The 24,231-nt window shown below is 40.7% G+C and carries 19 protein-coding genes and 1 pseudogene; 16 read left to right on the top strand and 4 right to left on the bottom strand.

Going from position 1 to position 24,231, the window contains the following annotated elements:
- The first annotated feature begins 93 nt into the window (after nt 1-93).
- The 7 genes from O0V13_RS08935 to O0V13_RS08905 all read left to right on the top strand — a co-directional run bounded on the left by O0V13_RS08935 (nt 94) and on the right by O0V13_RS08905 (nt 9,538).
- Nucleotides 94-621 (top strand): hypothetical protein, encoded by a 528-nt coding sequence (locus tag O0V13_RS08935; RefSeq protein WP_268034638.1) that lies wholly within the window; start codon nt 94-96, stop codon nt 619-621.
- A 59-nt stretch (nt 622-680) separates the two neighbouring features.
- Nucleotides 681-3,086: a TonB-dependent receptor plug domain-containing protein gene (locus O0V13_RS08930; protein ID WP_268034637.1), complete on the top strand. Its 2,406-nt coding sequence runs from the start codon at nt 681-683 to the stop codon at nt 3,084-3,086.
- A 72-nt stretch (nt 3,087-3,158) separates the two neighbouring features.
- Nucleotides 3,159-5,714 carry a cation-translocating P-type ATPase gene (locus O0V13_RS08925; protein WP_268034636.1) on the top strand — a complete coding sequence of 852 codons (2,556 nt, stop codon included), beginning with the start codon at nt 3,159-3,161 and terminating at the stop codon, nt 5,712-5,714.
- Between the two features lie 50 nt (nt 5,715-5,764).
- Nucleotides 5,765-6,604: a metallophosphoesterase gene (locus O0V13_RS08920; protein WP_268034635.1), complete on the top strand. Its 840-nt coding sequence runs from the start codon at nt 5,765-5,767 to the stop codon at nt 6,602-6,604.
- Nucleotides 6,605-6,677: 73 nt separating this feature from the next.
- On the top strand, nt 6,678-7,976 hold the full coding sequence (locus O0V13_RS08915) for an APC family permease (protein WP_268034634.1): 1,299 nt from the start codon (nt 6,678-6,680) through the stop codon (nt 7,974-7,976).
- A 74-nt stretch (nt 7,977-8,050) separates the two neighbouring features.
- Nucleotides 8,051-8,920: a cation diffusion facilitator family transporter gene (locus O0V13_RS08910; RefSeq protein ID WP_268034633.1), complete on the top strand. Its 870-nt coding sequence runs from the start codon at nt 8,051-8,053 to the stop codon at nt 8,918-8,920.
- Between the two features lie 78 nt (nt 8,921-8,998).
- On the top strand, nt 8,999-9,538 hold the full coding sequence (locus tag O0V13_RS08905) for a methylated-DNA--[protein]-cysteine S-methyltransferase (RefSeq protein ID WP_268034632.1): 540 nt from the start codon (nt 8,999-9,001) through the stop codon (nt 9,536-9,538).
- Nucleotides 9,539-9,830: 292 nt separating this feature from the next.
- Here the strand turns inward: O0V13_RS08905 and O0V13_RS08900 are convergent, their stop codons facing one another.
- Nucleotides 9,831-10,964 (bottom strand): DUF819 family protein, encoded by a 1,134-nt coding sequence (locus tag O0V13_RS08900; RefSeq protein ID WP_268034631.1) that lies wholly within the window; start codon nt 10,962-10,964, stop codon nt 9,831-9,833.
- A gap of 139 nt (nt 10,965-11,103) precedes the next feature.
- Between O0V13_RS08900 and O0V13_RS08895 the strand changes: the two genes are divergently transcribed.
- Together O0V13_RS08895 and O0V13_RS08890 are read left to right on the top strand one after the other, a co-directional pair.
- On the top strand, nt 11,104-11,946 hold the full coding sequence (locus tag O0V13_RS08895) for a VOC family protein (protein WP_268034630.1): 843 nt from the start codon (nt 11,104-11,106) through the stop codon (nt 11,944-11,946).
- Between the two features lie 10 nt (nt 11,947-11,956).
- Nucleotides 11,957-12,133: a hypothetical protein gene (locus O0V13_RS08890; protein WP_268034629.1), complete on the top strand. Its 177-nt coding sequence runs from the start codon at nt 11,957-11,959 to the stop codon at nt 12,131-12,133.
- Nucleotides 12,134-12,216: 83 nt separating this feature from the next.
- Here the strand turns inward: O0V13_RS08890 and O0V13_RS08885 are convergent.
- The 3 genes and pseudogenes from O0V13_RS08885 to O0V13_RS08875 form a co-directional block, all read right to left on the bottom strand.
- Nucleotides 12,217-13,233 (bottom strand): annotated as a pseudogene (locus tag O0V13_RS08885) (DegT/DnrJ/EryC1/StrS family aminotransferase).
- A 10-nt stretch (nt 13,234-13,243) separates the two neighbouring features.
- Nucleotides 13,244-14,545: a glycosyltransferase family 4 protein gene (locus O0V13_RS08880; protein ID WP_268034628.1), complete on the bottom strand. Its 1,302-nt coding sequence runs from the start codon at nt 14,543-14,545 to the stop codon at nt 13,244-13,246.
- Between the two features lie 122 nt (nt 14,546-14,667).
- Nucleotides 14,668-16,122 (bottom strand): NADP-dependent isocitrate dehydrogenase, encoded by a 1,455-nt coding sequence (locus O0V13_RS08875; RefSeq protein ID WP_268034627.1) that lies wholly within the window; start codon nt 16,120-16,122, stop codon nt 14,668-14,670.
- A gap of 202 nt (nt 16,123-16,324) precedes the next feature.
- On the opposite strand from O0V13_RS08875, the gene O0V13_RS08870 reads away from it, so the two are divergent.
- The 7 genes from O0V13_RS08870 to gatA all read left to right on the top strand — a co-directional run bounded on the left by O0V13_RS08870 (nt 16,325) and on the right by gatA (nt 24,220).
- A complete protein-coding gene (locus O0V13_RS08870; protein ID WP_268034626.1) occupies nt 16,325-17,110 on the top strand; it encodes an enoyl-CoA hydratase/isomerase family protein in 786 nt (261 codons plus the stop codon).
- A 15-nt stretch (nt 17,111-17,125) separates the two neighbouring features.
- Entirely contained in the window at nt 17,126-18,625 is a 1,500-nt protein-coding gene (locus O0V13_RS08865; protein WP_268034625.1) for a lipopolysaccharide biosynthesis protein, read from the top strand.
- 123 nt (nt 18,626-18,748) lie between these two features.
- Complete coding sequence (locus O0V13_RS08860) at nt 18,749-20,476, top strand: tetratricopeptide repeat protein (protein WP_268034624.1); 1,728 nt, start codon at nt 18,749-18,751, stop codon at nt 20,474-20,476.
- The gene (locus tag O0V13_RS08855) at nt 20,469-21,209 is read left to right on the top strand and encodes a DUF4292 domain-containing protein (protein ID WP_268034623.1); all 741 of its coding nucleotides are present in this window, start codon (nt 20,469-20,471) and stop codon (nt 21,207-21,209) included. Before O0V13_RS08860 ends, O0V13_RS08855 begins: the two co-directional genes overlap by 8 nt.
- Before the next feature lie 9 nt (nt 21,210-21,218).
- Entirely contained in the window at nt 21,219-22,463 is a 1,245-nt protein-coding gene (locus O0V13_RS08850) for a murein hydrolase activator EnvC family protein (RefSeq protein WP_268034622.1), read from the top strand.
- Nucleotides 22,464-22,575: 112 nt separating this feature from the next.
- A complete protein-coding gene (tatA, locus tag O0V13_RS08845; protein WP_026956738.1) occupies nt 22,576-22,773 on the top strand; it encodes a twin-arginine translocase TatA/TatE family subunit in 198 nt (65 codons plus the stop codon).
- Nucleotides 22,774-22,792: 19 nt separating this feature from the next.
- Entirely contained in the window at nt 22,793-24,220 is a 1,428-nt protein-coding gene (gene gatA / locus O0V13_RS08840; RefSeq protein ID WP_268034621.1) for an Asp-tRNA(Asn)/Glu-tRNA(Gln) amidotransferase subunit GatA, read from the top strand.
- The last annotated feature ends 11 nt before the right edge of the window (nt 24,221-24,231 follow it).

The following is a 24,231-nucleotide window of genomic DNA, read 5'->3' as shown; positions in this document are numbered from 1 at the left end:
AAAAACCTCACATCCCTCATTTTTTCCCTAAACATAATTCTGGCTGTACTTCGGATATTTTTTAAGAAATTGAAGTTAGATCAACCCTTTTGAATGTTTAGAATCCAGTCCATATCACTACTGATAGCACTGATTGCCCCTTTATTTTTGGCAATTGGATGGGTGAAACTGGACTTGGTCACCCATCAAAAAAAAGTAAAAAAGGAAATCAAAGAGGGGATCGAATCTTCCGAAAGAATTACCGAACTCACATTCTCTTTGGAAGAAACTAAAACGGAATTAAACTGGGAGCATGACCGTGAATTTGAATTTCAAGGTCAGATGTACGATATCCTAGAAAGCCATCTCGAAGGAGACTCGATCACTTATTTAGTGTATGCCGATCATGAGGAAACCAAAATGAAAGGCCTTCTCTCCAAACTACTTAAAGAGGGATTTGGTGAGGAAGAAGAAGATGCTTCAGTTCAAAAAATCAACTTTTTATTATTCTTCCAACTGAGTTCATCCGAAGAAGAAAGCCTACTCAATTTTGATCTTGATTTGAATTCTTCAATCAGGAATTCAATATATCAATCACCCTATTTAGGAAATCCCTGCCCACCTCCTGACATTTTGGTTTAAACCTGTTTTATAAAAATCCTGCATTCCAGGATGTATTTACACGTTTTAACCAATACCATATGAAATATGCACTTGTATTGGTTGGGATGCTGTGCGTGCTATTTAGTGCCATGGGTCAAACCATCACACTGATCGATCCCACTACATCCGAACCAATCAAAGACGCTACGGTCAGTAGCGAATTTCCTCCTGCCTTCGAAATCAGCAACTCAAAAGGACAGGTGGACATCAGTGCTTTTGTCGATTCTGATAAAATCACTATCAGTAGCTTTGGCTACCAAACAATTGAAATCTCTTATGCATCACTAATTGAGGCAGGCCCAATATTGAAACTGAATCTATCCAACCTCAATCTGAATGAAGTAGTGATTTCTGGGAGCAGATGGGCTCGAGATTCAGATGAAACACCTTCAAAAATCATCTCGATCTCTCCTAAGTCCATTGAATTCCAAAACCCGCAGACAGCTGCAGATCTTTTGGGTATTTCAGGAAAAGTATACATCCAAAAAAGCCAGCAAGGCGGAGGCAGTCCTATGATCAGGGGCTTTGCCACTAATAGACTTCTTTATTCAGTAGATAGAGTTCGAATGAATTCGGCAATTTTCAGAGGAGGAAATATCCAAAACGTACTCAATCTCGATCCATTTACCATGGAGCATACTGAGGTCTTTTTCGGCCCTGGCTCAGTGATCTATGGAAGCGATGCGATTGGTGGTGTAATGAGTTTCAAAACCTTGACACCTAAGCTTTCCCTTGATGATGAAACATTAGTCAGCGGAAATGCTGTCACTCGTTTTTCATCAGCTAACAAAGAGAAAACCGGACATTTCGATTTGAATTTGGGCTGGAAAAAATGGGCATCTGTCACCAGCGTTTCTTATTGGGATTACGATGATTTGAGACAAGGGAAAAATGGACCTGATGATTATCTCAAATCCGTCTATGTCCAAAGAATCGGAATTGAAGATGTCGTTTTGACTCAGGACGATCCTTTACTCCAGGTCCCATCGGCATACTCACAATTGAACCTCATGCAGAAAGTCCGATTCAAACCTTCTCAGAAGTGGGATTTTCAATATGGCTTCCATTATTCGGAAACTTCTTCTTACGGCCGATATGATCGGCATAACCGCATGAGAGATGGACTTCCTCGCTACGCTGAGTGGGATTACGGACCTCAAAAGTGGATGATGAACAATTTGAGCATCAGTCATTTCACTAAAAATGGACTGTTTGACCAAATGAGCATTCGCATAGCTCAGCAACGATTTGAGGAAAGTAGAATTGATAGAAGTTTAAATAAACCTACCCGTTCAACTCAAGAAGAAATGGTGGATGCATTTTCTGCAAACCTTGATTTCACCAAAGTTTTGGATTCCCACAATACCTTGATCTATGGAGCTGAATATGTAATCAACAAGGTGAATTCAACCGGTTTTACAACTGATATCACAGATGGGACCATGGAGGAAGGTCCTGCTCGATATCCTGAATCCACTTGGAATTCATTCGGGGTATTTATTAATGAGGAGCACTATTTCAATAAAAAAGTCAATTTGAAAGCTGGCTTGAGATACAATATCTTCGGCTTAAACGCTGATTTTGACACACGCTTCTATGATTTTCCTTTTTCAGAGGCAAAATCCACCAATTCTTCTTTGACTGGGAGCTTGGGAGCAGTTTGGAGACCTTCGGAAACCTGGGTGTTTAGCGGGAATTTCGGAACTGCTTTCAGAGCTCCGAATGTAGATGATATGGGAAAAGTATTTGATTCTGAGCCAGGTGCTGTCACTATCCCAAATCCAGATCTGGAAGCTGAATATGCCTACAATTTAGATTTAGGCTTTGCCAAGAAGTTTGGAAACTTCGCCAAGTTTGACTTGACCGGTTATTATACTATTCTAAACAATGCTTTGGTAAGAAGAGACTATCTACTCAACGGACAGGATAGCATTCTTTATCAAGGTGAATTGAGTCAGGTTCAGGCCATGCAAAATGCAGCTCAGGCGCGAGTTTATGGATTGCAGGCAGGTATTGAAGTTCAGCTGACATCCAAATTGACTTTCAATTCTGACATCAATTTCCAAAGAGGGGAAGAAGAATTAGACGATGGTACCACCAGTCCTTCAAGACATGCAGCTCCGACCTTTGGTGTTTCAAGACTTACTTATGCCTTCAAAAAGCTTCAGGTTCAGTTTTATGCCCAGTATCAAGGAGAAAGATCCTTTGACAAACTACCTGAAGAGGAAAAAGGCAAAGATGAAATCTATGCCAAGGACTCCAATGGGAACAATTATGCACCTGCATGGCACACCTTGAATCTGAAAGCAAGTTATTCTTTATTTGACTTTCTGAAAGTTAATGCAGGTCTAGAAAATATTACTGATCAACGTTATCGACCGTATAGTTCCGGAATTTCTGGAGCAGGAAGGAATTGGGTTTTATCCCTGAAAGCCAGTTTCTAAAAGTATTTAAAGGTCTGGAGAAGAATGTTTCTCCAGACTTTTTTTATTTTCAGGAAAAGATCCCACTTTTTCATGGCTACTTTTCCTTCCAACAAATCTGAAATTCAAAATCTAATCAAATCTGGCCTTTCCGAACAGGTGGCTGAACAACGATTAGAAGAGTTTGGACCTAATTCCCTGAAAGAAAAAGCCAAAAAACCTTCGTGGAAGCTTTTTCTAGGTCAGTTTCAAGATTTCATGATCATGGTCCTGCTTGTAGCAGCACTGATTTCTGGAGTCGCTGGAGAATGGACTGACTCGATCATTATTTTGATCATTGTTGTATTAAACGCGATTCTGGGATTCATTCAGGAATATCGCGCCGAAAAGGCCATGGAATCACTCAAAAAAATGAGTGAGGTCCAGGTTCAGACCAAGCGCAATGGTCAAATCAAAAGAATTCCCTCCCACCTCTTGGTCCCGGGAGATTTGGTCTTTTTGGAAGCAGGCAGCATGATCCCTGCCGACATGCAATTGCTAGAGGAAGCTTCTCTGCAAGTAGATGAGTCATCCTTGACCGGAGAGTCAATTCCAGTAGAAAAAACCACATTTTCTGAGAAAATCAATTCAGAAATATCAATCGAAAACTCCTTTCAGGTTTTTAAAGGCACACTGGCTACTCATGGTCGGGCCACGGCTATAGTCCTCAAAACAGGAATGGAAACCCAGTTGGGAAAGATTGCAGACTTACTTCAGGAAGAGCAACCCAAGACTCCATTGCAAGAGAAGATGGAGCGGTTTGGCAAGACTATTTCCTATATGGTCTTGCTGATTTGTCTGTTGATTTTTGGTTTGGGCATTTTAAGAGGAGAAGAGCCCCTTCCCTTGTTATTGATATCTGTTAGCCTTGCTGTCGCAGCCATTCCGGAAGCCCTACCAGCTTTGATCACCATAGCCCTTTCATTGGGATCAGCCAGATTGGCAAAAAAGAATTCTCTGATCCGAAAACTCCCAGCAGTGGAAAGCCTCGGCTCCATCACATTTATCTGCACGGATAAAACCGGGACTTTGACCAAAAATCAAATGACAGTCCAGCAGGTGGAGCTTAGTGATTTACCGGCATTTTCTTCAAACTATTCCAATCTGGAACTGGCTATGGGACTCAACCATGATGTGAAAGAGGGAAAAGATGGAGGGCTAGTTGGAGAGGCTACCGAATTGGCTTTGGTCAATTGGGTTTTAAATGATTTGGGAGAAGAAAAGCTTCATCAACTGGAAAAGGACTTTCCACGGATAGGTGAGCTACCTTTTGATTCGGACAGGAAACGAATGAGTACTTTCCATCAAATCGGAGATCAGGTTCTTGTCCTTTGCAAAGGGGCTTTTGAAGCAATTGATGATACGTTAAAAACCACCATTCATCTCCAGACTATCAAAAAAACAAGTTTGGAATGGGCCAAAAATGGAGAGCGTGTTTTGGCATTTTCTGGCAAACTTATCCCATCACTTCCACCAAAAAAAGACTGGTCTACATTAGAATCTGAACTTGATTTTATCGGGATTTGTGGAATGATTGACCCACCACGAGAGGAAGCTATTCAAGCCATTCATGAATGCAAAACAGCAGGAATTACTCCTGTGATGATTACCGGTGATCATCCTGAAACAGCCAAGGCGATTGCTCGAAAAGTAGGCATTCTTGATGAACATAGACAAGTCATTACTGGAGCGGAATTAAGAGAAATTTCGGATCAAGAGTTTGAAGAAATGGTGGAATCCATTGCTGTTTATGCCCGGGTATCTCCTGATCAAAAGCTTAAAATCGTCAAAGCACTTCAGAAAAAAGGAAACTATGTTGCCATGACAGGAGATGGTGTCAACGACGCACCTTCTCTTCGAAGTAGTACAATTGGAGTTGCTATGGGGATCACTGGAACAGACGTGAGCAAGGAAGCCGCTCACATGATTCTATTGGATGACAATTTTGCCACCATCGTGAAGGCCATCCGGGAAGGAAGAAGGATTTTTGATAACATCCGGAAATTTGTCAAATACATCATGACCTGTAATGGGGCTGAGATATGGACTATTGCATTGGCTCCTTTTTTAGGTCTCCCTGTCCCTCTACTCCCTGTCCATATCCTTTGGATTAACTTGGTGACAGACGGAGTTCCAGCATTGGCATTGGCAGGAGAAAAAGCCGAAAAGGATATCATGAAACGTCCTCCCAGACCACCCAAGCAAAGTTTATTTGCCGAAGGCGTCGGCTTTCATATAATCTGGGTAGGTATTTTGATGGCAGCAGTGACTCTCTTCACCCAATACTGGGCAATTCGTCAGGGATGGCATTGGCAGACTATGGTTTTCTCAGTTTTGGCTTTTTCACAACTTGGTCATGTTATGGGAGTTAGAAGTGAGCGCCAATTTTTATTCCGATTGGGGATTTTTACCAATACACCCATGATTATTTCTATAGCCGTCACATTAGTCCTACAACTAGCAGTAATTTATTTACCTCCAATGAATGAAATATTTCACACCTCTCCACTTTCATTTGCGGAACTTGGGTTCAGTACAGCAATGGGCTTGGTCGTATTTCATGCAGTGGAATTTGAGAAGTGGATCAAAAAAATGGTCAAAAAATCTTAAAAAATTAGGACTCCCTACCCCTTTGGTATTTTTATGGTTGACAGATAAACATGAAACGAAGAACATTTTTAAAGGCGGGAATTGGCTTGGGTTCCGCAGCAGTTCTAGGAGGACTTTATGCTTGGCAAATCGAGCCCTATTGGTTAGAGTTTGTGAAGCTCCCAATGCCAATAAAAAATTTGCCCCAAGAATTAATTGGTAAAAAACTAGTTCAGATTTCTGACATCCATGTCGGGAATCGATTTTCCCATCATTACCTAGTGGATTCATTTTTCAAAGCACAAGAGCTGGACCCAGACTGGGTGGTATACACCGGGGATTTCACCCATTTTGAAGATTCCGAGCAATATGAACAATTGTCAAAAGTCATGAAATCTGCGACCAAAGGCAAAATAGGCACTTTTGCTTCTATGGGAAACCATGATTATGGTCATGGTTGGTCCATGCCTGAGGTAGCAGATGAAACTCAAAGCATTCTTGAAAAATCAGGGATTCAGACTCTCAGGGATGAAAAACAAAACTCTGAAGGCTTGATGATCTATGGTCTTGAAGATCTTTGGGGCACCAATTTCAATCCCAAAAAAGTGATGGAAACCTGGAATCCTGATGAGGCAAGCATCGCACTTTGTCATAATCCAGATGTGTGTGATCTAGAAGTTTGGAATGGGTTTGATAGTTGGATTCTAGCAGGACATACCCATGGAGGTCAAGTAAAACCACCCTTTTTGCCTGCCCCGATTTTACCTGTCAAAAATCGAAGATATAGTCAGGGGAAAATAGATTTTGATGATGGCAGAACACTTTACATCAACCGGGCATTAGGCCATTTGGTACCGCTTCGGGTAAATGTTCGTCCTGAGATTACAGTTTTCACTTTGGCTCAAGCCTAAATAAAATTTCGATTTAATTCTAAGCTCTTTCTGGTTATATTCCCCGAATAGTTTTTCACCCAAATCAAATTTTGTGTCTCAGGAAACTCAGGAGAAATTACCCAGAAATCTAGGCCTTTGGGGCATTTGGATGCTTGTTGTCAACGGATTAATCGGTGCCGGAATTTTTGGACTTCCCAGTGGAGCCGTCGCCCTTGCCGGAGAATATAGCGTCTTAATGTATGCCTTTTGTGCCATTTTGATTTTGCCTGTAATCTTATGTTTTGCTGAGTTGGGTAGCTATTTCCGGGGGACTGGCGGACCAATCCGTTATGGAACCCTTGCCTTTGGCCCATTTGTCGGGTTTCAGGGAGGTTGGCTTTACTACCTGGCAAGACTGATTTCTTTCGCTGCCAACACCGTATTACTAACCGACAGCATTGTTTATTTTTTACCGATGGCAGGTGAAGGCATGGGTCGCCTGATCACCATAGCCTTGACTTGTGTAGCTTTGAGTCTAGTTAATATGATTGGTTCTATGGAATCCATTCGATCCATGACACTTTTCACTATTATCAAATTTGCTGTGCTTTTAGGGTTGATATTTGGTGGAATGGTGATTCTGGGGGATCAAGTCTTACCCAATTTCAATACGCCACATCCTTCTACTTCTGATTTGGGAAAAGCCGCCCTATTGTTGATTTATGCCTTTGTAGGTTTTGAAGGAGCGGTAGTTCCTGCCGGGGAAGCTAAAAAACCTGAGAGAGACATGCCGATGGGACTTTTATTAGGCCTAGTTGTGGTAGCAGTCCTCTATATGTTGATTCAATTAGTTTCTCAGGCCGCAGTTCCGGATTTGGCAAATTCCACCACTCCTCTCTTAGATGCTTCTTCTGCTCTTTTTGGAGAAAGTGGAGCTTGGATTTTAATGGTGGGTGTGGCCACATCTGTGATCGCGAACTTGATCGGGAGCATGTTTTCTGCTACACGTGTGACCTATGCTCTTTCTTTAGAAAACAGCCTTCCAGCTTGGTTTGGAAAGGTTCATCCGAAGTATCTGACACCATTCAATTCAGTGATTTTCTTTGGAGTTGCTGCATTTGCTCTTTCAGCCATGGGTTCCTTTATATTTTTGGCTGCCATGACAGTATTGGCGAGACTTTTCCTTTTTGGAATGAGTTGTGCCGCTATTCCGGTTCTCAGACCTAAATTCCGTGGACCTGGAAGATTCATTTTAAGAGGGGGATATTTGATTCCAGCATTGGGAATTTTATCCTGCCTTTGGTTAATGCTTCAAGTGAGTTGGACATCAGTCTGGATGACAACACTTTTTGTTGCTATAGGAACTATTCTCTATTGGTTTGGAAAAAAACAAAACCCAAAAAGCGCCTAATCCTTTTTCGACGGGAGGTAAAATGGATCAGGTAAAAGACCGTTGAATCTAGGAGTCTTTTGTAATTTTGCGCAATGCCACGATCCCAATTAGCCATACGAACAGTAATCTTCAGCATGCTGGGAAATGTAGCCTTGGCATTGATCAAATTCCTGAGTGGTTTTTTGGGAAATTCATTTGCTCTGATTGCTGATGCAATTGAGTCTGTAGTAGATGTATTTGCAAGTATTTTGGTTTTGTTGGGATTGAGGTATGCCGCTCGACCTGCCGATGACAATCACCCTTATGGGCATGGAAAAGCCGAGCCCCTCGTCACCTTTCTGATCGTCGGGTTTCTGATTTTTTCTGCCACCGTCATCGCCTATCAAGCAGTACAACATATTCGAATTCCTCACCAGGGCCCTGAACCTTGGACTTTATTGGTCCTGGCGGCGATCATACTTTGGAAAGAAGTTTCCTTTCAGTTGGTGATGAGTCGCAGTAAAAAGCTAAAAAGCTCTGCCCTCAAAGCCGAAGCTTGGCACCACCGGAGCGACGCCATTACTTCTGTCGCTGCTTTTATCGGAATTGTAATCGCTATCTGGGGAGGAGAAGGTTATGAAGTGGCAGACGATTATGCGGCATTGCTTGCGGTAGCTTTTATTTTATACAATTGTTATAAAATCTTCAGACCAGCGCTAAGTGAGGTGATGGATGAGGATAATCATGAGGATTTGGCTCAAGAAATCCGAGATATTGCCATTCAGGTCAAGGGAGTAAAAGACACAGAAAAGCTGTTTATCAGAAAAGCAGGAATGAAATATCATGTGGATCTGCATGCGCATGTCATCGGCGAATTAACAGTTCGAGAGGGGCATGAAATTTCCCACAGACTGAAGGACAAACTCAAAAAAGAAATTCCTCAACTGGGTCACATTTTGATCCACATCGAACCCTTCGATTGATTTTGTGACAGTTGGTGAGAAAAGTTTGATCCTACGCCCGAAAAGCTGCATTTTCAGCTTTTACTAATCCAGAGAAAAATGAATACCATTCTAATCCAAGACTTCAAAACAGCGGTTGGGGAACTGACTTTGGGTGTATTTGAGGATCAACTTTGTCTTTGCGATTGGAAGTATAGAAAGATGAGATCTGCTGTCGACGATCGGATCAAAAAAGGCTTAAATGCTGAATTTCAAGTCGGGAATCATCCATTGATGGAAGTAGCCAAATTACAGATTCAGGATTATTTGGATGGAAAAAGAAAAGAATTTGATATCCCTTTAATGATGGTAGGCTCTGAATTCCAACAAGGAGTTTGGAAAGCCTTGATTCAGATTCCATTTGGAGAAACCCGAAGTTATTTGCAATTGTCCCAGGACTTGGGAAACCCTGATGCCATCCGTGCAGTAGCTTCAGCAAATGGCGCCAATGCCATTTCTATATTGATTCCTTGTCATCGAATTATTGGTTCGGACGGAAGTTTGGTTGGCTATGCCGGAGGCTTAGATGCCAAGAAAAAGTTGCTCAAACTGGAGAATGCCAAGGCCATGCAGCCAAAAGGACAAACGAGTTTGTTTTGAGATTTCAATCTCTCAAGCCTCTTCATTTTCCCACAGATATCCACAGAAAAAATCACAGATTTTCTCAGATTTAGGTTCGGAAAGTCTCCTATTCATAGGCCTCCATGAGTGACTTCACTAGTGGTCTCTCAAATAGTTTTTGAAGCAATTTCGATTGCTCCTGAAAAAGAAATGACAATATTAAAAAGTCCAAAATATTTCTTGTTCGTGGAGACCTTCTTACCGAAGCCAGTCACAAACAGGAGCGAAGTTATAATTTTTCAATTTTCTAATTTTCCAATTTTTAAATTCCTCAAAGCATCCCCACTACCATAAATCCCAAATAGGTCCCCAAAGCATTCCCAAGGCTTCCAACCAAAACTCCTGGAATCAACAAATCAGGCCTTTCCAAACTTTCGGCTGCTGCCAAGGCGGTGGTATTTCCTCCCACATTTGCCAAAGAAGCAACTGATACTACATCCCAATCCATTTTAATCAGTCCTCCTATTCCAAAAATGAAAATCCCATGGATCAGGACCATTAGAAACACGAATAGAATTAAAGTACCAGCCAAACTTCCTATTCCCGAAATTGCCCCAACATCACAGAGGGTACCGATCACTGCCAAAAACAAAAGAATGAAAAAGAAACCTATCGTTTGCTTGCCTTTCAATTTTTGAATAATCGGAAACTGGGCCAAAATCAATGCAATTGTGGTCAAGGTGATAATTTCTGGAATATGTGGAAACACCAATGAGACTCCTTGGCTAATAATCATAGCCAAAAACCCCAAGGCTAAAATTGCTCCCAAGGATCCAATAGAAACCTCCTCCGAGTGGGAAGCCTTTTCTTGTTCGGGTTTTGCAATCAACTTTTTCCTTGGATATAATTTCTGAAGGTATCGGGGTAAAATCAATGAAATCACAATCCAAGGTGTTCCGATAAGGTTATCCACCACAGTAGTAGCAGCAAACAAAACTCCATTTTCGTTCACTCCATAACTGAGAGCTATCGCATTGAAATTGATACTTCCTCCTATATAAGTTCCTGCAAACATACCGGCAACCGCGGAAGCCATATCTCCGATTTCAACTGCAGGCCTGACCAAAAACCAAGAGGCAAAAACACCAATCAGCGTTCCGATTGTTCCTAGCCCAAACATCAATAAAATGGGCCCTCCTGCTTTTTTGAGACTTTTCAAATCCACTTCCAATAAGGCTATAAAAATCCCCAATGGTGCTAGATATAGAAACACTCCATCGTAGACCACATTCCCGTCCATTGCACTGGGAATGATCCCCAAATTGGAAATCAGCGCGCAGATTAGTATAGAAAAAATGGGAGTTCCAATGGTTTTTCCCCAAGTGAATCGAGTCAACCATGTAGCCACGAATACTGTCAAACAAAGCATCCCTGCTACAAACAGGGGATTTTCAAGAAAAGCCATTGCGGAAAATACAAATAGAATCAATTCTAAGTGACTCCATTGATAAAAAATGAGCAATTTGATTTTAAATTAATCCCGGTTAATAAATTGGTTTTCAGGTATTGCATACTTAACTTAATTCTAACTAATCTTCAACTTTATGAAAAAGCTTTTTTCCCTTTTGGCCTTTCTAGGCCTATTGGCTTCTTGTACTCCGGGAGCAGCTCCTCCAATTTTGACAGAAGTAGGTGACGCAGGTTATCACCCAGGAAGAGTCGTTTGGTATAATTTGGCTTCTCCAAACCCCGAAGCTTCTAAGACTTTTTATGAGACAGTTTTTGGTTGGAATACCGTCCCGTATGGAGATGACAAAAAGAAAATCTGGGTTTTCCGTGATGGAGATCAACCAGTGGCTTTGATGGCACTTTATGATAGTGACAATAATTCCGGTGAATGGATTGGGGCTATTTCTGTACCTGATGTCGCCGAAGCTACCGATGCAGCAAAAAGCCAGGGAGCCAGAATCATGAGAAAACCAGATCAAATCGAAAATCAGGGAACAATTTCCTTTGTCCAAGATCCTCAGGGTGCTCATTTTTCTTTGATCAAATTGGCAAATGGAGATCCGGATGTAAAAGTGGCTCCGACAAATCAATTCTTAGGGTTGGAACTTTGGTCCAATGATCCTACGCAATCTCAAGGTTTTTATAAATCTGTGATTGGTTATGAAACTAGCGAAATGCAACAAGGAACCATCGATTACACGGTATTCAAAATGGGTGATATGAACTGTGCCGGAATGCTCCAAAATCCTTCCACAGCGGTACGGAGCCATTGGCTTCCCTATATCCGAGTAGCTGATGTGAATGCGACTTTGGCCAAGGCCAAAACTGCTGGTGCAAAGGTTTTGATCGAACCGAATGCTTCTATCCGAAATGGTTCTGTTGCGGTGATTTTAGACCCAACAGGAGCCCCATTAGCCATTCAAGTTTACAATCCTTAATTCCGAAATCATGAAAAAGAAACTTATAACTTTTGTAGCCATAGTAGCCGTATCCATGATTCTTCCAGCATGTTCTAATGTGCATATGACCGGAGGAGTGGGATTGAATTTCCATGGAGGACCTTATGGTATGAGCGTTAGTCCATCCATCAATGTGGGCATGTATGGAGGTGGATACCGTTGGTAAATCTTCGATTCTAAATTGAATTTCAAATTCAGCATCTATCAAAATTTAAGAGGTTTTGGTAGGTGCTGATTTTTTTTGTTAGCTCACCCATTAAAAAACTCCCTCACCAACCCACAAACCTCCATCACTTCCTTCTCCTCCAGCCAAGGGTTCAAAGGTAGAGAAAGTCCATTTTGACTGAGTTTTCTGGCTTTGGCAAAATCACCTTCCTGTTTGTAAACTTGAATATCAGGAACAATAGTGGGATAATGAATGGCTGTTCCAACACCATTGCTTTGAAGGAATTCTTTTAATAAATCCCGCTTTTCGGTTTAGATCACAAAAAAATGAAGATTGGAATCTTCTGCTGCTGGAGGCAAAGTCAATTCTTTTATTCCAACCAGCTCCTGCCAATAGATTCCAGCCAGCTTCTTTCTTTTCTCTTGAAACTTATCAAATCTATCCAGCAATACATTAAAAAAAGCAGCCTGTAGCGTATCGATCCGACTATTTCTTCCCACCAAAGTATGTTCATCACGTTGGGCTTGACCATGATTGGAAAGGAGCCTGATTTTTTCAGCAAGAGCTTTTTGGTTTGTCAAACACATCCCGCCTTCTCCCAGGGCTCCCAAGTTTTTGGTTGGGTAAAAACTCAAACAACCCACATCTCCCCAAGTACCGGCGGCTTTTCCATCCTGAAAGGTTCCAAAAGCCTGTGCTGCATCTTCAATGACAGAAATATTAGCCTTTTTGGCCTGAGTCATCAATTCAGACATAGGAATCATTTTCCCATACAAATGAACAGGAATCACTGCCTTGGTTTTTGGGGGCTATCGCTTTTTCCCAATCTGATTTCAGCAGACCACATGCATCTGTATCCCAAAAAATAGGTTTGCCCCAACCATCAAAACTACTTCAGCTGTACTCACCCAAGTCATGGCAGGAACGATTACTTCATCACCAGCATCGGTCCCATTGGCACAAGAAACGGCATGGGGACTTTTTAGCTTATCTCCCACTCTTTTTTCAAAAGTCCAGACCTCTTCCCCAAAGGAAAATCTACCTTCTAGCAAAACCTTTGCAAACTTGTCTTTCAAGTCGGTTTGCAAGACCTCATCCATTCGACTTAAATCAAGAAAGGGAATTTTCATCGAGGATTCCTCCAAGTTTGATTGCTAAATTCTTTCGGGAATACTCATCAGGATTCCCACCACTTTCTCCGGCAAAATCTCCATCCATTATTTTCCTCAAAGCTACTTGAATGCCTACCAAATTTTCATGAGAAAGCACTTGATTTTGAATTGAAGCTTTTAAAAGCTGAGCAGAATCTCCATTAGGATCTCCAAGAGCTAAAACAGGTATTCCTATCGCTAAATATTCAAAAAGCTTCCCGGGAATATTGCCTTTTGCGTTTTTGGTATCGGTCAGGATCAACACCAAAGCATCTGCATTGGCATAAAAATCAAATACCTCTTGATGACTTACATATCCAGGAAACTTGATGTGCTCTTTTAACCAATTGTCATTTTTTACAAATTCCTGAACCGGCTCACTTACTTTTCCTACGAAACTCATACTTACCTCTTCTCCCGTCCCTTTGAACTCTTCTTTGATAGATTTCAAAAGTGGAATTGGATTTCGGATAGCATCAATGATTCCTGTATAAACCAAATGCAGCTTTCCTTTTTCTTTTTTCTTCGACTGAAATCCTTGAGGTAAATCTGCTGGATCAAAGCCATTGGTTAATAATTTGATTTTCCGCCTGCTGATTTTCTCCAAATCCCTCTGAAAAGTTGGGGAAATAGTCAATACCTGATCCGCTTCTTTCAAAACTTCTTTCTCGAGTTTTTGATGCTTTTGGCGAACAGAATCCTTCATAGGAAGTGTGTCCAAAAACTCCCATTCGGACCAAGGGTCACGAAAATCCGCAATCCATTTGATGCCCGTTTTCCTTTTCAGATCTCTACCGATCAAGTGCATGGAATGGGGAGGCCCGGTCGTAATTATGGCCTCAAATTGTCCATTGGAAAGCAAATCAGTCAAAAATTTAACCGAAGGCTTCACCCAAAACACTCTTGGGTCCGGCACCAGGTAATTAGCTCTCAACCAAATGGATGCTTTCTCAATCCATCCTTTATCTTTTTGTTCCAGCATCCTAGCTGGATGACTTTTTCCTTTTCCCCTGATTTTTGAAACCAAGGAATAAGGTTCCCAAATAGGGAATTTGATCACTTCTAAGGATTCTGGAATCTCTTTTAACAAGGATTCATCTTGCAAATCAAAATCTGGGTTTTCCGGAGTAAAAATGACTGGTTCCCAATAGGCCTCAGGAAGATATTTGGCAAATTTCAGCCAGCGCTGAACCCCTGAACCCGCACTAGGCGGCCAATAATAGGTAATGATTAGTACTCTTTTGGAAAGTTTGTGCTCCATACAACACCGAAATTGGAAAAATATAGGACAAAAAGAAAGGGAGAAATTCCTTCCTCCCTTAATCTTTAATTTTATTGTAAATCGAAATCCAATTTCAAATCTTGAATTTCAAATTTCAAGTCTTATTCTCCTTGAGCCAAGGAATAACCTCTCACGCCGTCGAAAGAATACAAATTAGCAACTTGGATGAATTCCAATCCTAAGTCTCCGATTTGCTTCAATAGATCCAGAATCTGAGCTGGAGAAATTTCTGATTGCTCAGCATTTTGGAATCTACATCTCCAGTGATCAGTACAGAAAGATTCCTTCATTCCACCTGGGAATACTTTGATACCACGGTTAGTGATCAAGGTCAACTGAAGACCCGCTGCATTGGCTTTTCTCAAAGTCTCACCCAATACTTGAGGATCTCTTCCGCTTTCATTCCAATCAACGAAAACATCAACCCCAATCAACTTTTTATCTTGCTTTGGCTTGTCAGTAACGAAGATATTCATTGGCTCTGTATCTTCAGTATTGAAAGAGGCAGGAGTCATTTTCTCTGGCTTCTGCCCCATTCTTTCAATGACAGCGGCAGCAAATTCCTGAGTACCTACTTTCTTGGTAGAAAGTTCTTCTTGATAGATATCTCCTGTGTGGATTCCGTCCTCCAAAGTTTTCATCCAAGCATTGGCAACTTTCTCAGCAACTTCTGGCTGACCGATATGCACCAACATCATGATTGCACCGTTCAACAAACCTGAAGGGTTTGCAAGGTCCATTCCTGCGATATCTGGAGCAGATCCGTGGATTGCTTCGAACATAGCCACTTCCTCACCTACGTTGGCAGAACCTCCCAAACCAACTGAACCAGTTACTTGAGCAGCTACATCGGAAATAATATCACCATACAAGTTCAAAGTAACAACCACATCGAACATCTCCGGTCTATCAGCGATCAAAGCAGTTCCGATATCTATGATTTTGTGATCAGCTTTGATATCTGGGTATTCTTTTGCGATTTCATCAAAAGTCTTGTGGAATAATCCATCCGCCAACTTCATGATGTTATCCTTGGTCATACAAGTCACTTTTTGACGACCGTTTTTCTTAGCATATTCAAATGCATAACGGATAATTTTCTCAGATCCCGGTCTAGAAATCAATTTCAAAGACTGTACAACTTCCTGAGTTTGTCTGTGCTCTATTCCTGCATATAAATCCTCTTCGTTCTCACGAATGATGACCATATCAGTCTCAGGAAAATGAGTCTGAATGAATGGAGAGAAAGATTTACAAGGTCTTACGTTCGCATACAAACCGAAAGAAGTACGGGTTGTCACGTTCAATGACTTAAATCCACCACCTTGAGGAGTGGTAATTGGAGACTTCAAAAATACTTTGGTTTCACGAAGAGAATCGAAAGCACTAGGTTCCATTCCGGAAGAAATTCCTTTCAAATAAACCTGCTCACCGATTTCAATCACATCATATTCTAATTGCGCACCAGCGGCTTCTAGAATATTCAATGTGGCTTTCATGATCTCTGGTCCGATACCATCACCGTAGGCAACAGTGATTTTTCTTTTTGAAGACATATATAATTTGGATTTGGTTTAAATTTTTCTGGGGCAAAAGTAAATAAAAAATGCTGGACGGAGCCTTGAAAATGATTAATTTAGATCAAAAAGCTGGACACATTTCTTATTTGAGGATTTCACAGTTTTTGGATTTTCCCAAGATGTAATTTGGGATTGGCTACCCCTCTTGTATATTTGTTTCTTACTGAATTCATATTCTATGGAAGATTTTCGAAATATTCTAACTGAAGAAAAAGACGGCGTTCTTTACCTGACCGTAAACAGGGAAGACAAAATGAATGCACTCAATTTTGCTACGTTAGACGAACTGAGGGAGATTTTCGAGGAGGTTGTCGATAACAAAGGCATCAAGGCTGTAATTATCACAGGATCTGGAGAAAAAGCTTTCGTAGCTGGTGCTGATATCCAAGAAATCTCAGAATTGAATGAGGTGAATGCCCGCAAATTTGCTGAGAACGGTCAAGAAATTTTTGCCATGATTGAAAACTGCCACAAACCGGTTATTGCTGTAACAAACGGCTATACTTTGGGTGGTGGATGTGAATTGGCGATGGCTTGTCATATTCGTATTGCTACAGCAAATGCAAAATTTGGCCAACCTGAAGTAAACTTGGGAATTATACCAGGTTACGGTGGCACTCAGCGCTTAACCATTTTGGTAGGCAGAGGCAAAGCCAATGAATTGATGATGACAGGAGATATGATCGGAGCCGATGAGGCACTCAAATTGAATCTGGTCAATTATGTTTTACCTACCAAAATAGACGCTATGGACAAGGCAGAAGAAATCATTGCCAAAATTATGTCCAAAGCTCCTCTTGCAATTGGAATGATTGTTGACTGTGTCAATGCAGCCTTTTTATCGGATGAAAACGGATTCCAAACAGAGGCAAACAGCTTTGCACGTTGCGTGAAATCCGGAGATTATGTGGAGGGAACCAGTGCATTTTTAGAGAAAAGAAAACCAATTTTCAAGGGAGAATAAGTCCCTTGGTACTTCATGAGTAGTTTAAAAAAACTCGCCGGGCAAACCGCAATTTATGGACTGAGCAGCATTTTGGGCCGGTCCATTAATTTTTTACTGATTATTCTATATACAGAGTATCTGAGCACGGAATCCATGGGTTCCTTTACAAGTATCTATGCTCTGGTCGGATTTTTAAATATCATTTTCACCTACGGAATGGAAACCAGTTTTTTCCGTTTTTCAACCGGAAAAAACTTAGATCCCAATCGAGTTTACAACAATACTCAGTCCTTACTAATCCTAACAACTCTCGGTCTTGGAACCGGGCTTTATTTGTTAGCTCCATCTCTATCAATTTGGATGGATTATCCAGGCCAAGCTTATCTATTTAGATGGACAGCCTTAATTCTATCTTTTGACGCGATTCTGGCTATTCCATTTGCAAAGCTGAGATTAGACAACAGGCCTATTGTCTTTGCAACAGCCAAACTTCTCAACATCTTCATGAATGTGGCTTTCAATATTCTTTTGATTGCCATTTTTCCAAAAATGATTGCAGAAGGAATCATTCCGGATGGATTCTTAGGATATCGTTCAGATTGGGGGGTTGAATATATTTTGCTGGCCAACCTTTTTGCCAATGGATTGATTATTCCATTTGTCTGGTGGAAAGCCGGACTTTTCAGATTCAAACTGGAAAAAGAAATCCTCAAACCCATGTGGGATTATTCCATTCCTCTTCTTTTCATGGGATTGGCAGGAGTTACCAATGAATTACTATCAAGATTTCTTTTCGAATATTTACTCCCTGAGAATTTCTATTCCGGAATGACGAGCAGGGAAGCAGGGGGTGTTTTCGGGGCAAATTTCAAACTCGCTATTCTAATGAATTTGGTGGTTCAAGCCTTCAAATATGCAGCAGAACCATTTTTCTTTAGTAATTCCAATGATAAAGACAGCCCGCAGCTTTATGGGAAAGTGATGCATGCTTTTATCATTTTCTGTTCATTCCTGATGGTGGCTATATCGGTCAATTTGTTTTGGGTAGGCCCCCTATTTTTAAGAAATGAAGTTTATGAATCCGGAATGTTTATCGTACCTATGCTCTTGATGGGATATTTACTATTGGGTATTTATTTCAATCTTTCCATTTGGTTCAAAATCACTGACCAGACCAAATATAGCTTTTGGATTACTCTAGCAGGTGCTGTAGTCACTTTGCTTGTGATCTTCCTTATAGTTCCAAAATACGGATATATAGGAGGGTCCCTGAGCACAATTCTTTGCTATTTGGTGATGTGTATCCTTTGCTTTGTTTATGGCCAAAAGTTTTATCCAATCCCATATCAGACAGGTAAAGATGTACTCTATCTCATATTTGCATTTGCACTCAGTTACGCTGGATTCTTTATGGATCTAGGCAGTCCAGTTTTAAACTTCATTGGCAAAAATGGACTACTGATTCCATTTGCACTTATTTTGATTTTATTGGAAAAAGAGACCCTAAAAAATCTAAAGAGAAAAACTTCCTAAAATAATTGGGATCATTTTTTGCTTTTGTATGTTACACACCTGATTCTTTTTGAAAGAATCTTTCTAAAAGCCTTTCATCAAAAGGCATTATGTTTGTGATCTGATTCTCAACACCTGTATCTCGTGATTTCAAAGAAATTTCTAATTCTATATACACTTCTCTCACTGATTGTCTGGAATGGTTTTTCTCAAGAAAAGCTTTCCAAAAAAGAGAGAAAACAGCAAGAAACGGAGGCCATGGCCAGTCGTTATTTTATAGAAGGCACTAAGCAAATGAACTTAGGCGACCTTGACAAAGCATTTTTTTATTTTCAAAAATCACTGGAACTCACTCCTGACGAACCTGCTATTAACTACAAAATTGCAGAAATCTATTCTCGAGCAAACCAAGCTGAAAAAGCACTTCCATTTGCTGAAAAGGCAGTAGAACTTGATCCTCAAAATAAATATTACGCCTTGATGGTGGCTGAGATTTATACCAATCTCAAACAACCACTAAAGGCTGCCGAGATTCTGGATCAATTGACTGCAGACGGGGAGCATAACCAACAGTACAATTTGGATTTAGCATCTATTCTTTTGAATGCCAAAGAATTTGATAAAGCTTTGGTGGTTTTAGACAGAGCAGAGGAATATTATGGTGTAATGGAACCAATTACGATCCAAAAACAACGAATTTATCTTCAAAAAAATGAACTTTCAAAAGCAATTGAAGAGGGCGAAAAGCTAATCGAAGCAAGACCAGGCAACCCGAATTACGTACTCAACCTAGTCGAAATCTTATATAACAATAACCGGCTGGATGATGCTCTTGATTTGGTAAATACTGAAATGGGCAAATACCCAAATCAACCGGAATTGCAGATGGCTGCCCATTCTCTTTGGAAAGAAAAAGGAGACATCCAAAAGTCTAATAAATACCTAATTCAAGCTTTTTCAAGTCCGGACTTAGATCCAGAGGTCAAATCCAGAGCTTTTATTTCATTTTTGAATGAGATTAAAACGCCGGAAAGAGAAAAGCTTTTGGATACGCTCTCAGGCTATATGATGGAGACAGAACCAGAGAATGCGGCGATCTATGAGGCTTTGGGAGAAAGAAAGGCTAGAGAAAACCAACAGGAAGAAGCCATTGGTCTTTTTAAAAAATCACTTAATCTGAATCCGAAAAACGCCAAATTATTGGAGCAGGTGATTTTGGGTTCTTTTGGTGAAAACCCTGATTTCGTTGAGGCAGAAAAATACACCGTCATGGGAGTAGATGAATTTCCTGAGAATCCAGAATTCTGGTTCTACGATGGAGTGGTAAAGTCTGCAGTAAAAAAAGACAGTGCGGCAGTCGTTTCTTTGGAGAAAGCAATTGAATTAAACAATAATGCCAATGCCCAAATGGATCAAGTTGCTTTTGGCTCTTTAGGAAGTTCCCTTTACAATTTGGGAGAAAAAGATTCGGCCTTCAGTTACTTTGAAAAAGCACTTGCTTTAAACCCGAATGACGAGCAAACACTGAACAATTACGCCTATTTCCTTTCCCTAGAAAAGCAGGATTTGGAGAAAGCAAAAACCATGTCTGAAAAAGTTGTTAAGAAATTTCCAGACAATGGCACTTTTTTGGATACATACGCTTGGGTATTATTCCAGCTGGGAGATTATGAAGATGCTAAAAAGTATATGGCTTTGGCCATGGAGCATGAAAATGAGCCTAGTGGTGTAATGCTGGAACATTTTGGAGATATCCTTTATCATTTAGGTGACAAAACAGAGGCGATTAGCTATTGGAAGAAAGCTGCAGATAGCCCTGAGGCTTCTGAAAAATTGCCCTTAAAAATCAAAGATGGAAAATACCATGAGTAAATTTCTGACCCCACTCCTACTGATCGTAAGTGTGATTTTTTTGAATTCTTGTGCTAAAAAAACTGTCTTATTTGAATCTGATGGAAAAATGGAGGACTTCTCCCCTGTCTATGCAGACTTTGATTTTATCAGTGCCAAAGCCAAAATAGTAATTGAGGAAGAGTCCGGTAAAATCACCAGAGGAACCATGAACCTTCGGGCAAAAAAAGACAGTGTTCTTTGGTTTACAATCTCTCCAGGAATGGGAATGGAGGCAGTTAGAGGTTTGATTACTCAAGAAAAAATCCAAATAAAGGACAGACTGGGAAAAGAGGATGTGAATTTGACATTTGCCGAATTTGAAAATTATTATGGTTTAAAGCTTTCACTTGATCTTTTTCAAAACCTCCTTTGGGCCAATCCACCCTATGTTTTTGATTACAGTGACCGCCTAGTCCGAGTGGGCAAAGCCTATGAATTAACACAAGTACGCGAGCGGGTACGCTATTTTAGCAAAGTAGACGTTAACTATGCAAAAGTCTCAGAACTTGTCAGTAATTCTCTGGATGACCGAGGCAGTTTATTGGCTAGCTTTGCAACTTATCAAGACATCAATGGCAAACCGTTTCCAGCCGACGTTCTTTATAAATTGGCCTATAAACTTCCAGAAGGAACCCAGAATACCATCATTAATTTGGAATGGGTAAATATCGATCCTCAATCATCTCCATTAAGCTTCCCATTTAGATTCTAAAAAGCTAGCATGCGTCAATTTGCCCTGATTTTTGGTTTTACATTATTTCTTTTTGGACTTGTTTCCGGCAATGCCTTCTCGCAGACAAGCAAAACAAGAGAAGAATTAGAGAAGGAAAAAGCTGAAGTTCAAGCAAAATTGAGAGAGTTTGATGCAATCTTAAAGCAAACGACAGCTACCAAAAAAACCTCCATTGGAGAGTTGAATGCCATCACTAGACAGTTTCAAACTCAAACTAGATTAGTTAACACCTTAGCTAGAGAGGTGAAGCTATTGGACCAAGAAATCAATGAAAACGAGGATAAGATTTCAAGTTTGGAACAAGAACTGAAAGACTTGAAAGCTGAATATGCTCGAATGGTTTACAATGCTTCCAAAATGAATAGGAACTTATCCATAGTAGCCTTCGTTTTTAGCTCAGGATCTTTCAATCAGCTTTACATGAGATTAAAGTATCTCAAGCAGTATACCGACAGCAGAAAACAACAGGCGGCACAAATAGAAGTCCTTTCTGTGGAGCTGGAAGAAGAGAGAAAGCTTTTGGATGTCAGAAAAGCTGACAAACAAAAGGTTCTTGCTGAGGAACAAAGCGAACGAGCCAAATTGGAACAACTTCGCAAAGACCAGCAGGGAATGGTCAATATTCTGACTAGAAAAGAAACAGATATCAAAAAACAGATCACTGCCACCAAAAAGCAACAGCAGCAATTGGAGTCGATGATCAGAAGAGCTATTGAAGAAGAAATTCGTCTTGCAGAAGCAGCAGCTAAAAAAGAAAATAGTACCGCAACCAAATCTTCCGGAAGTAGTATGCCGCTCACACCAGAAGCCGCAGCTTTGTCCAGTTCTTTCGCAGGAAATAAAGGAAGATTACCTTGGCCTGTGGAAACGGGTTTTGTTACGATGACTTATGGAAACAACCCCCATCCATCATTGAAGGGGATTTATGTTCAAAATGATGGAATCAATATCAGAACCCAACCAAATTCCAATGTTCGATCAGTCTTTGATGGGACAGTTGCCAAAGTAGCTTCCATGCCGGGATATGGCGAGACCGTTTTGATCAAACATGGGGAATATTATACCTTATACAGTAAGCTTAAGTCCGTTTCTGTAAAATCAGGTCAGACTGTCAAGGCAAAAGACGTAATTGGCCAAGTCGCTACCGATGCAAACGGTGAGGCAGAGGTCCACTTCCAAACTTGGAAAGGCCTTCAAAAAATGAATCCTTCTACTTGGATCACGTCCAAATAGGTTTAAAATTCGTATATTCAATAAAAAGATTCACAGAGTTACAAAGCTTCTTTGTCTAAGCCAATGACAGTTATATCTTTGTGATCCTATTTACCCTAAACCAAAAGTAATCATGACAACATTGGGTTTTATTCAAAACATGGGCGGTGGCTCGATCGTATTGATCGTTTTAGTTATCCTCCTTTTATTTGGTGCTAAAAGAATCCCTGAATTGGCAAGAGGCCTAGGCCGTGGAATCAGAGAGTTCAAAGATGCTACCAAAGACATTCAAAACGATCTTGAAGAGGGACTTAAAGACAAGAAAAAGTAATCCCTTAAGCCAATAAGCTTTGGAAAAATTTATTTCATTCGACGAAATTCAAAAATCGCTCGAGAAAAAAGAGACTGATTGTCAAGCGATAGTCAGTCATTATTTACAAAACATTCAAACGAAGGCGCATCTCAACGCCTTCGTTGAAGTTTATGAGCAATCCGCTTTAGAAAAGGCCAAAGAAATCGATGAAAAGCTAGCTGCCGGAAAAGCCGGAAAACTGGCTGGAATGGTCATCGGAATCAAAGACGTATTGTGCTATCAAGGACATGAGTCAAATGCCTCTTCTGCTATTTTAGAAGGATACGAAGCTCAATTCACCACCACTGCGATACAAAGACTTATAGATCAAGACGCCATTATTTTGGGCCGACTGAACTGTGACGAATTTGGAATGGGTTCTTCGAACGAGAATTCTGCTCATGGAAAGGTTTTGAATGCTGTAGATGAGAACAGAGTTCCAGGGGGTTCCTCTGGGGGTTCGGCCGTAGCTGTTCAGGCTAACTTATGTACTGCATCTTTGGGAACTGACACTGGTGGATCTGTGAGACAACCAGCAGCTTTTACTGGAGTGATCGGAATGAAGCCTACTTACTCGAGAGTTTCGAGATGGGGGCTGATTGCTTATGCCTCATCTTTTGATACCATTGGAGTATTCTCCCATACAGTGAAAGATAATGCACTGATCATGGAAGTAATGGCTGGACATGATGAGTTTGACAGCACATCTTCCCGAAAGCCAGTCTTGCATTATTCAGAATTGTTGCATTTTGAGAAAAAAGCCAAAGTTGCTTACCTCAAAGAAACCATTGAATCCCCTTCCTTACAGCCGGAAATCAAGGAACATACTTTGGCTATTTTAGAAAAGCTAAAAAGTGAAGGTCATGAGATACAGGAAGTGAATTTCCCTTTATTAGAATACGTTCTTCCTACCTATTACATCTTGACCACTGCTGAAGCCAGTTCCAACCTTTCGAGGTTTGATGGTGTCAAATATGGCTATAGGAGCCCAAATGCACACAATCTTGAAAGCATGTATAAACTAACCAGATCCGAAGGATTTGGGGAGGAAGTGAAAAAGCGCATCATGTTGGGTACTTTTGTTTTAAGTGCCAGCTATTATGATGCTTATTTTACAAAAGCACAGAAAGTCAGAAGATTAATTAAAGACTTCACAGAAGATCTTTTGAATGATTTTGATTATATTATTATGCCAACTACGCCAACTTCAGCGTTTAAGTTTGGTGAGCATAGAGATGATCCTGTTGCTATGTACTTAGAAGATTTATTTACTGTACAGGCTTCTGTATCAGGTGTTCCGGCGATTTCGATTCCCAATGGAACTGATTCAGAAGGAATGCCAATCGGGCTTCAAGTGATTTCCAATTCCTTCAAAGAAGCAGAACTCTACGCATTCAGTAATTATTTGACAAAACTAACTCCATAACAAAAACCCAA

Origin of the sequence: Algoriphagus sp. PAP.12, from assembly GCF_026652115.1 — a bacterium.
Taxonomy (GTDB): Bacteria; Bacteroidota; Bacteroidia; order Cytophagales; family Cyclobacteriaceae; genus Algoriphagus.
Note: the sequence above shows the minus strand (reverse complement) of the source record. Positions and strands in the feature narration are given on the sequence as shown.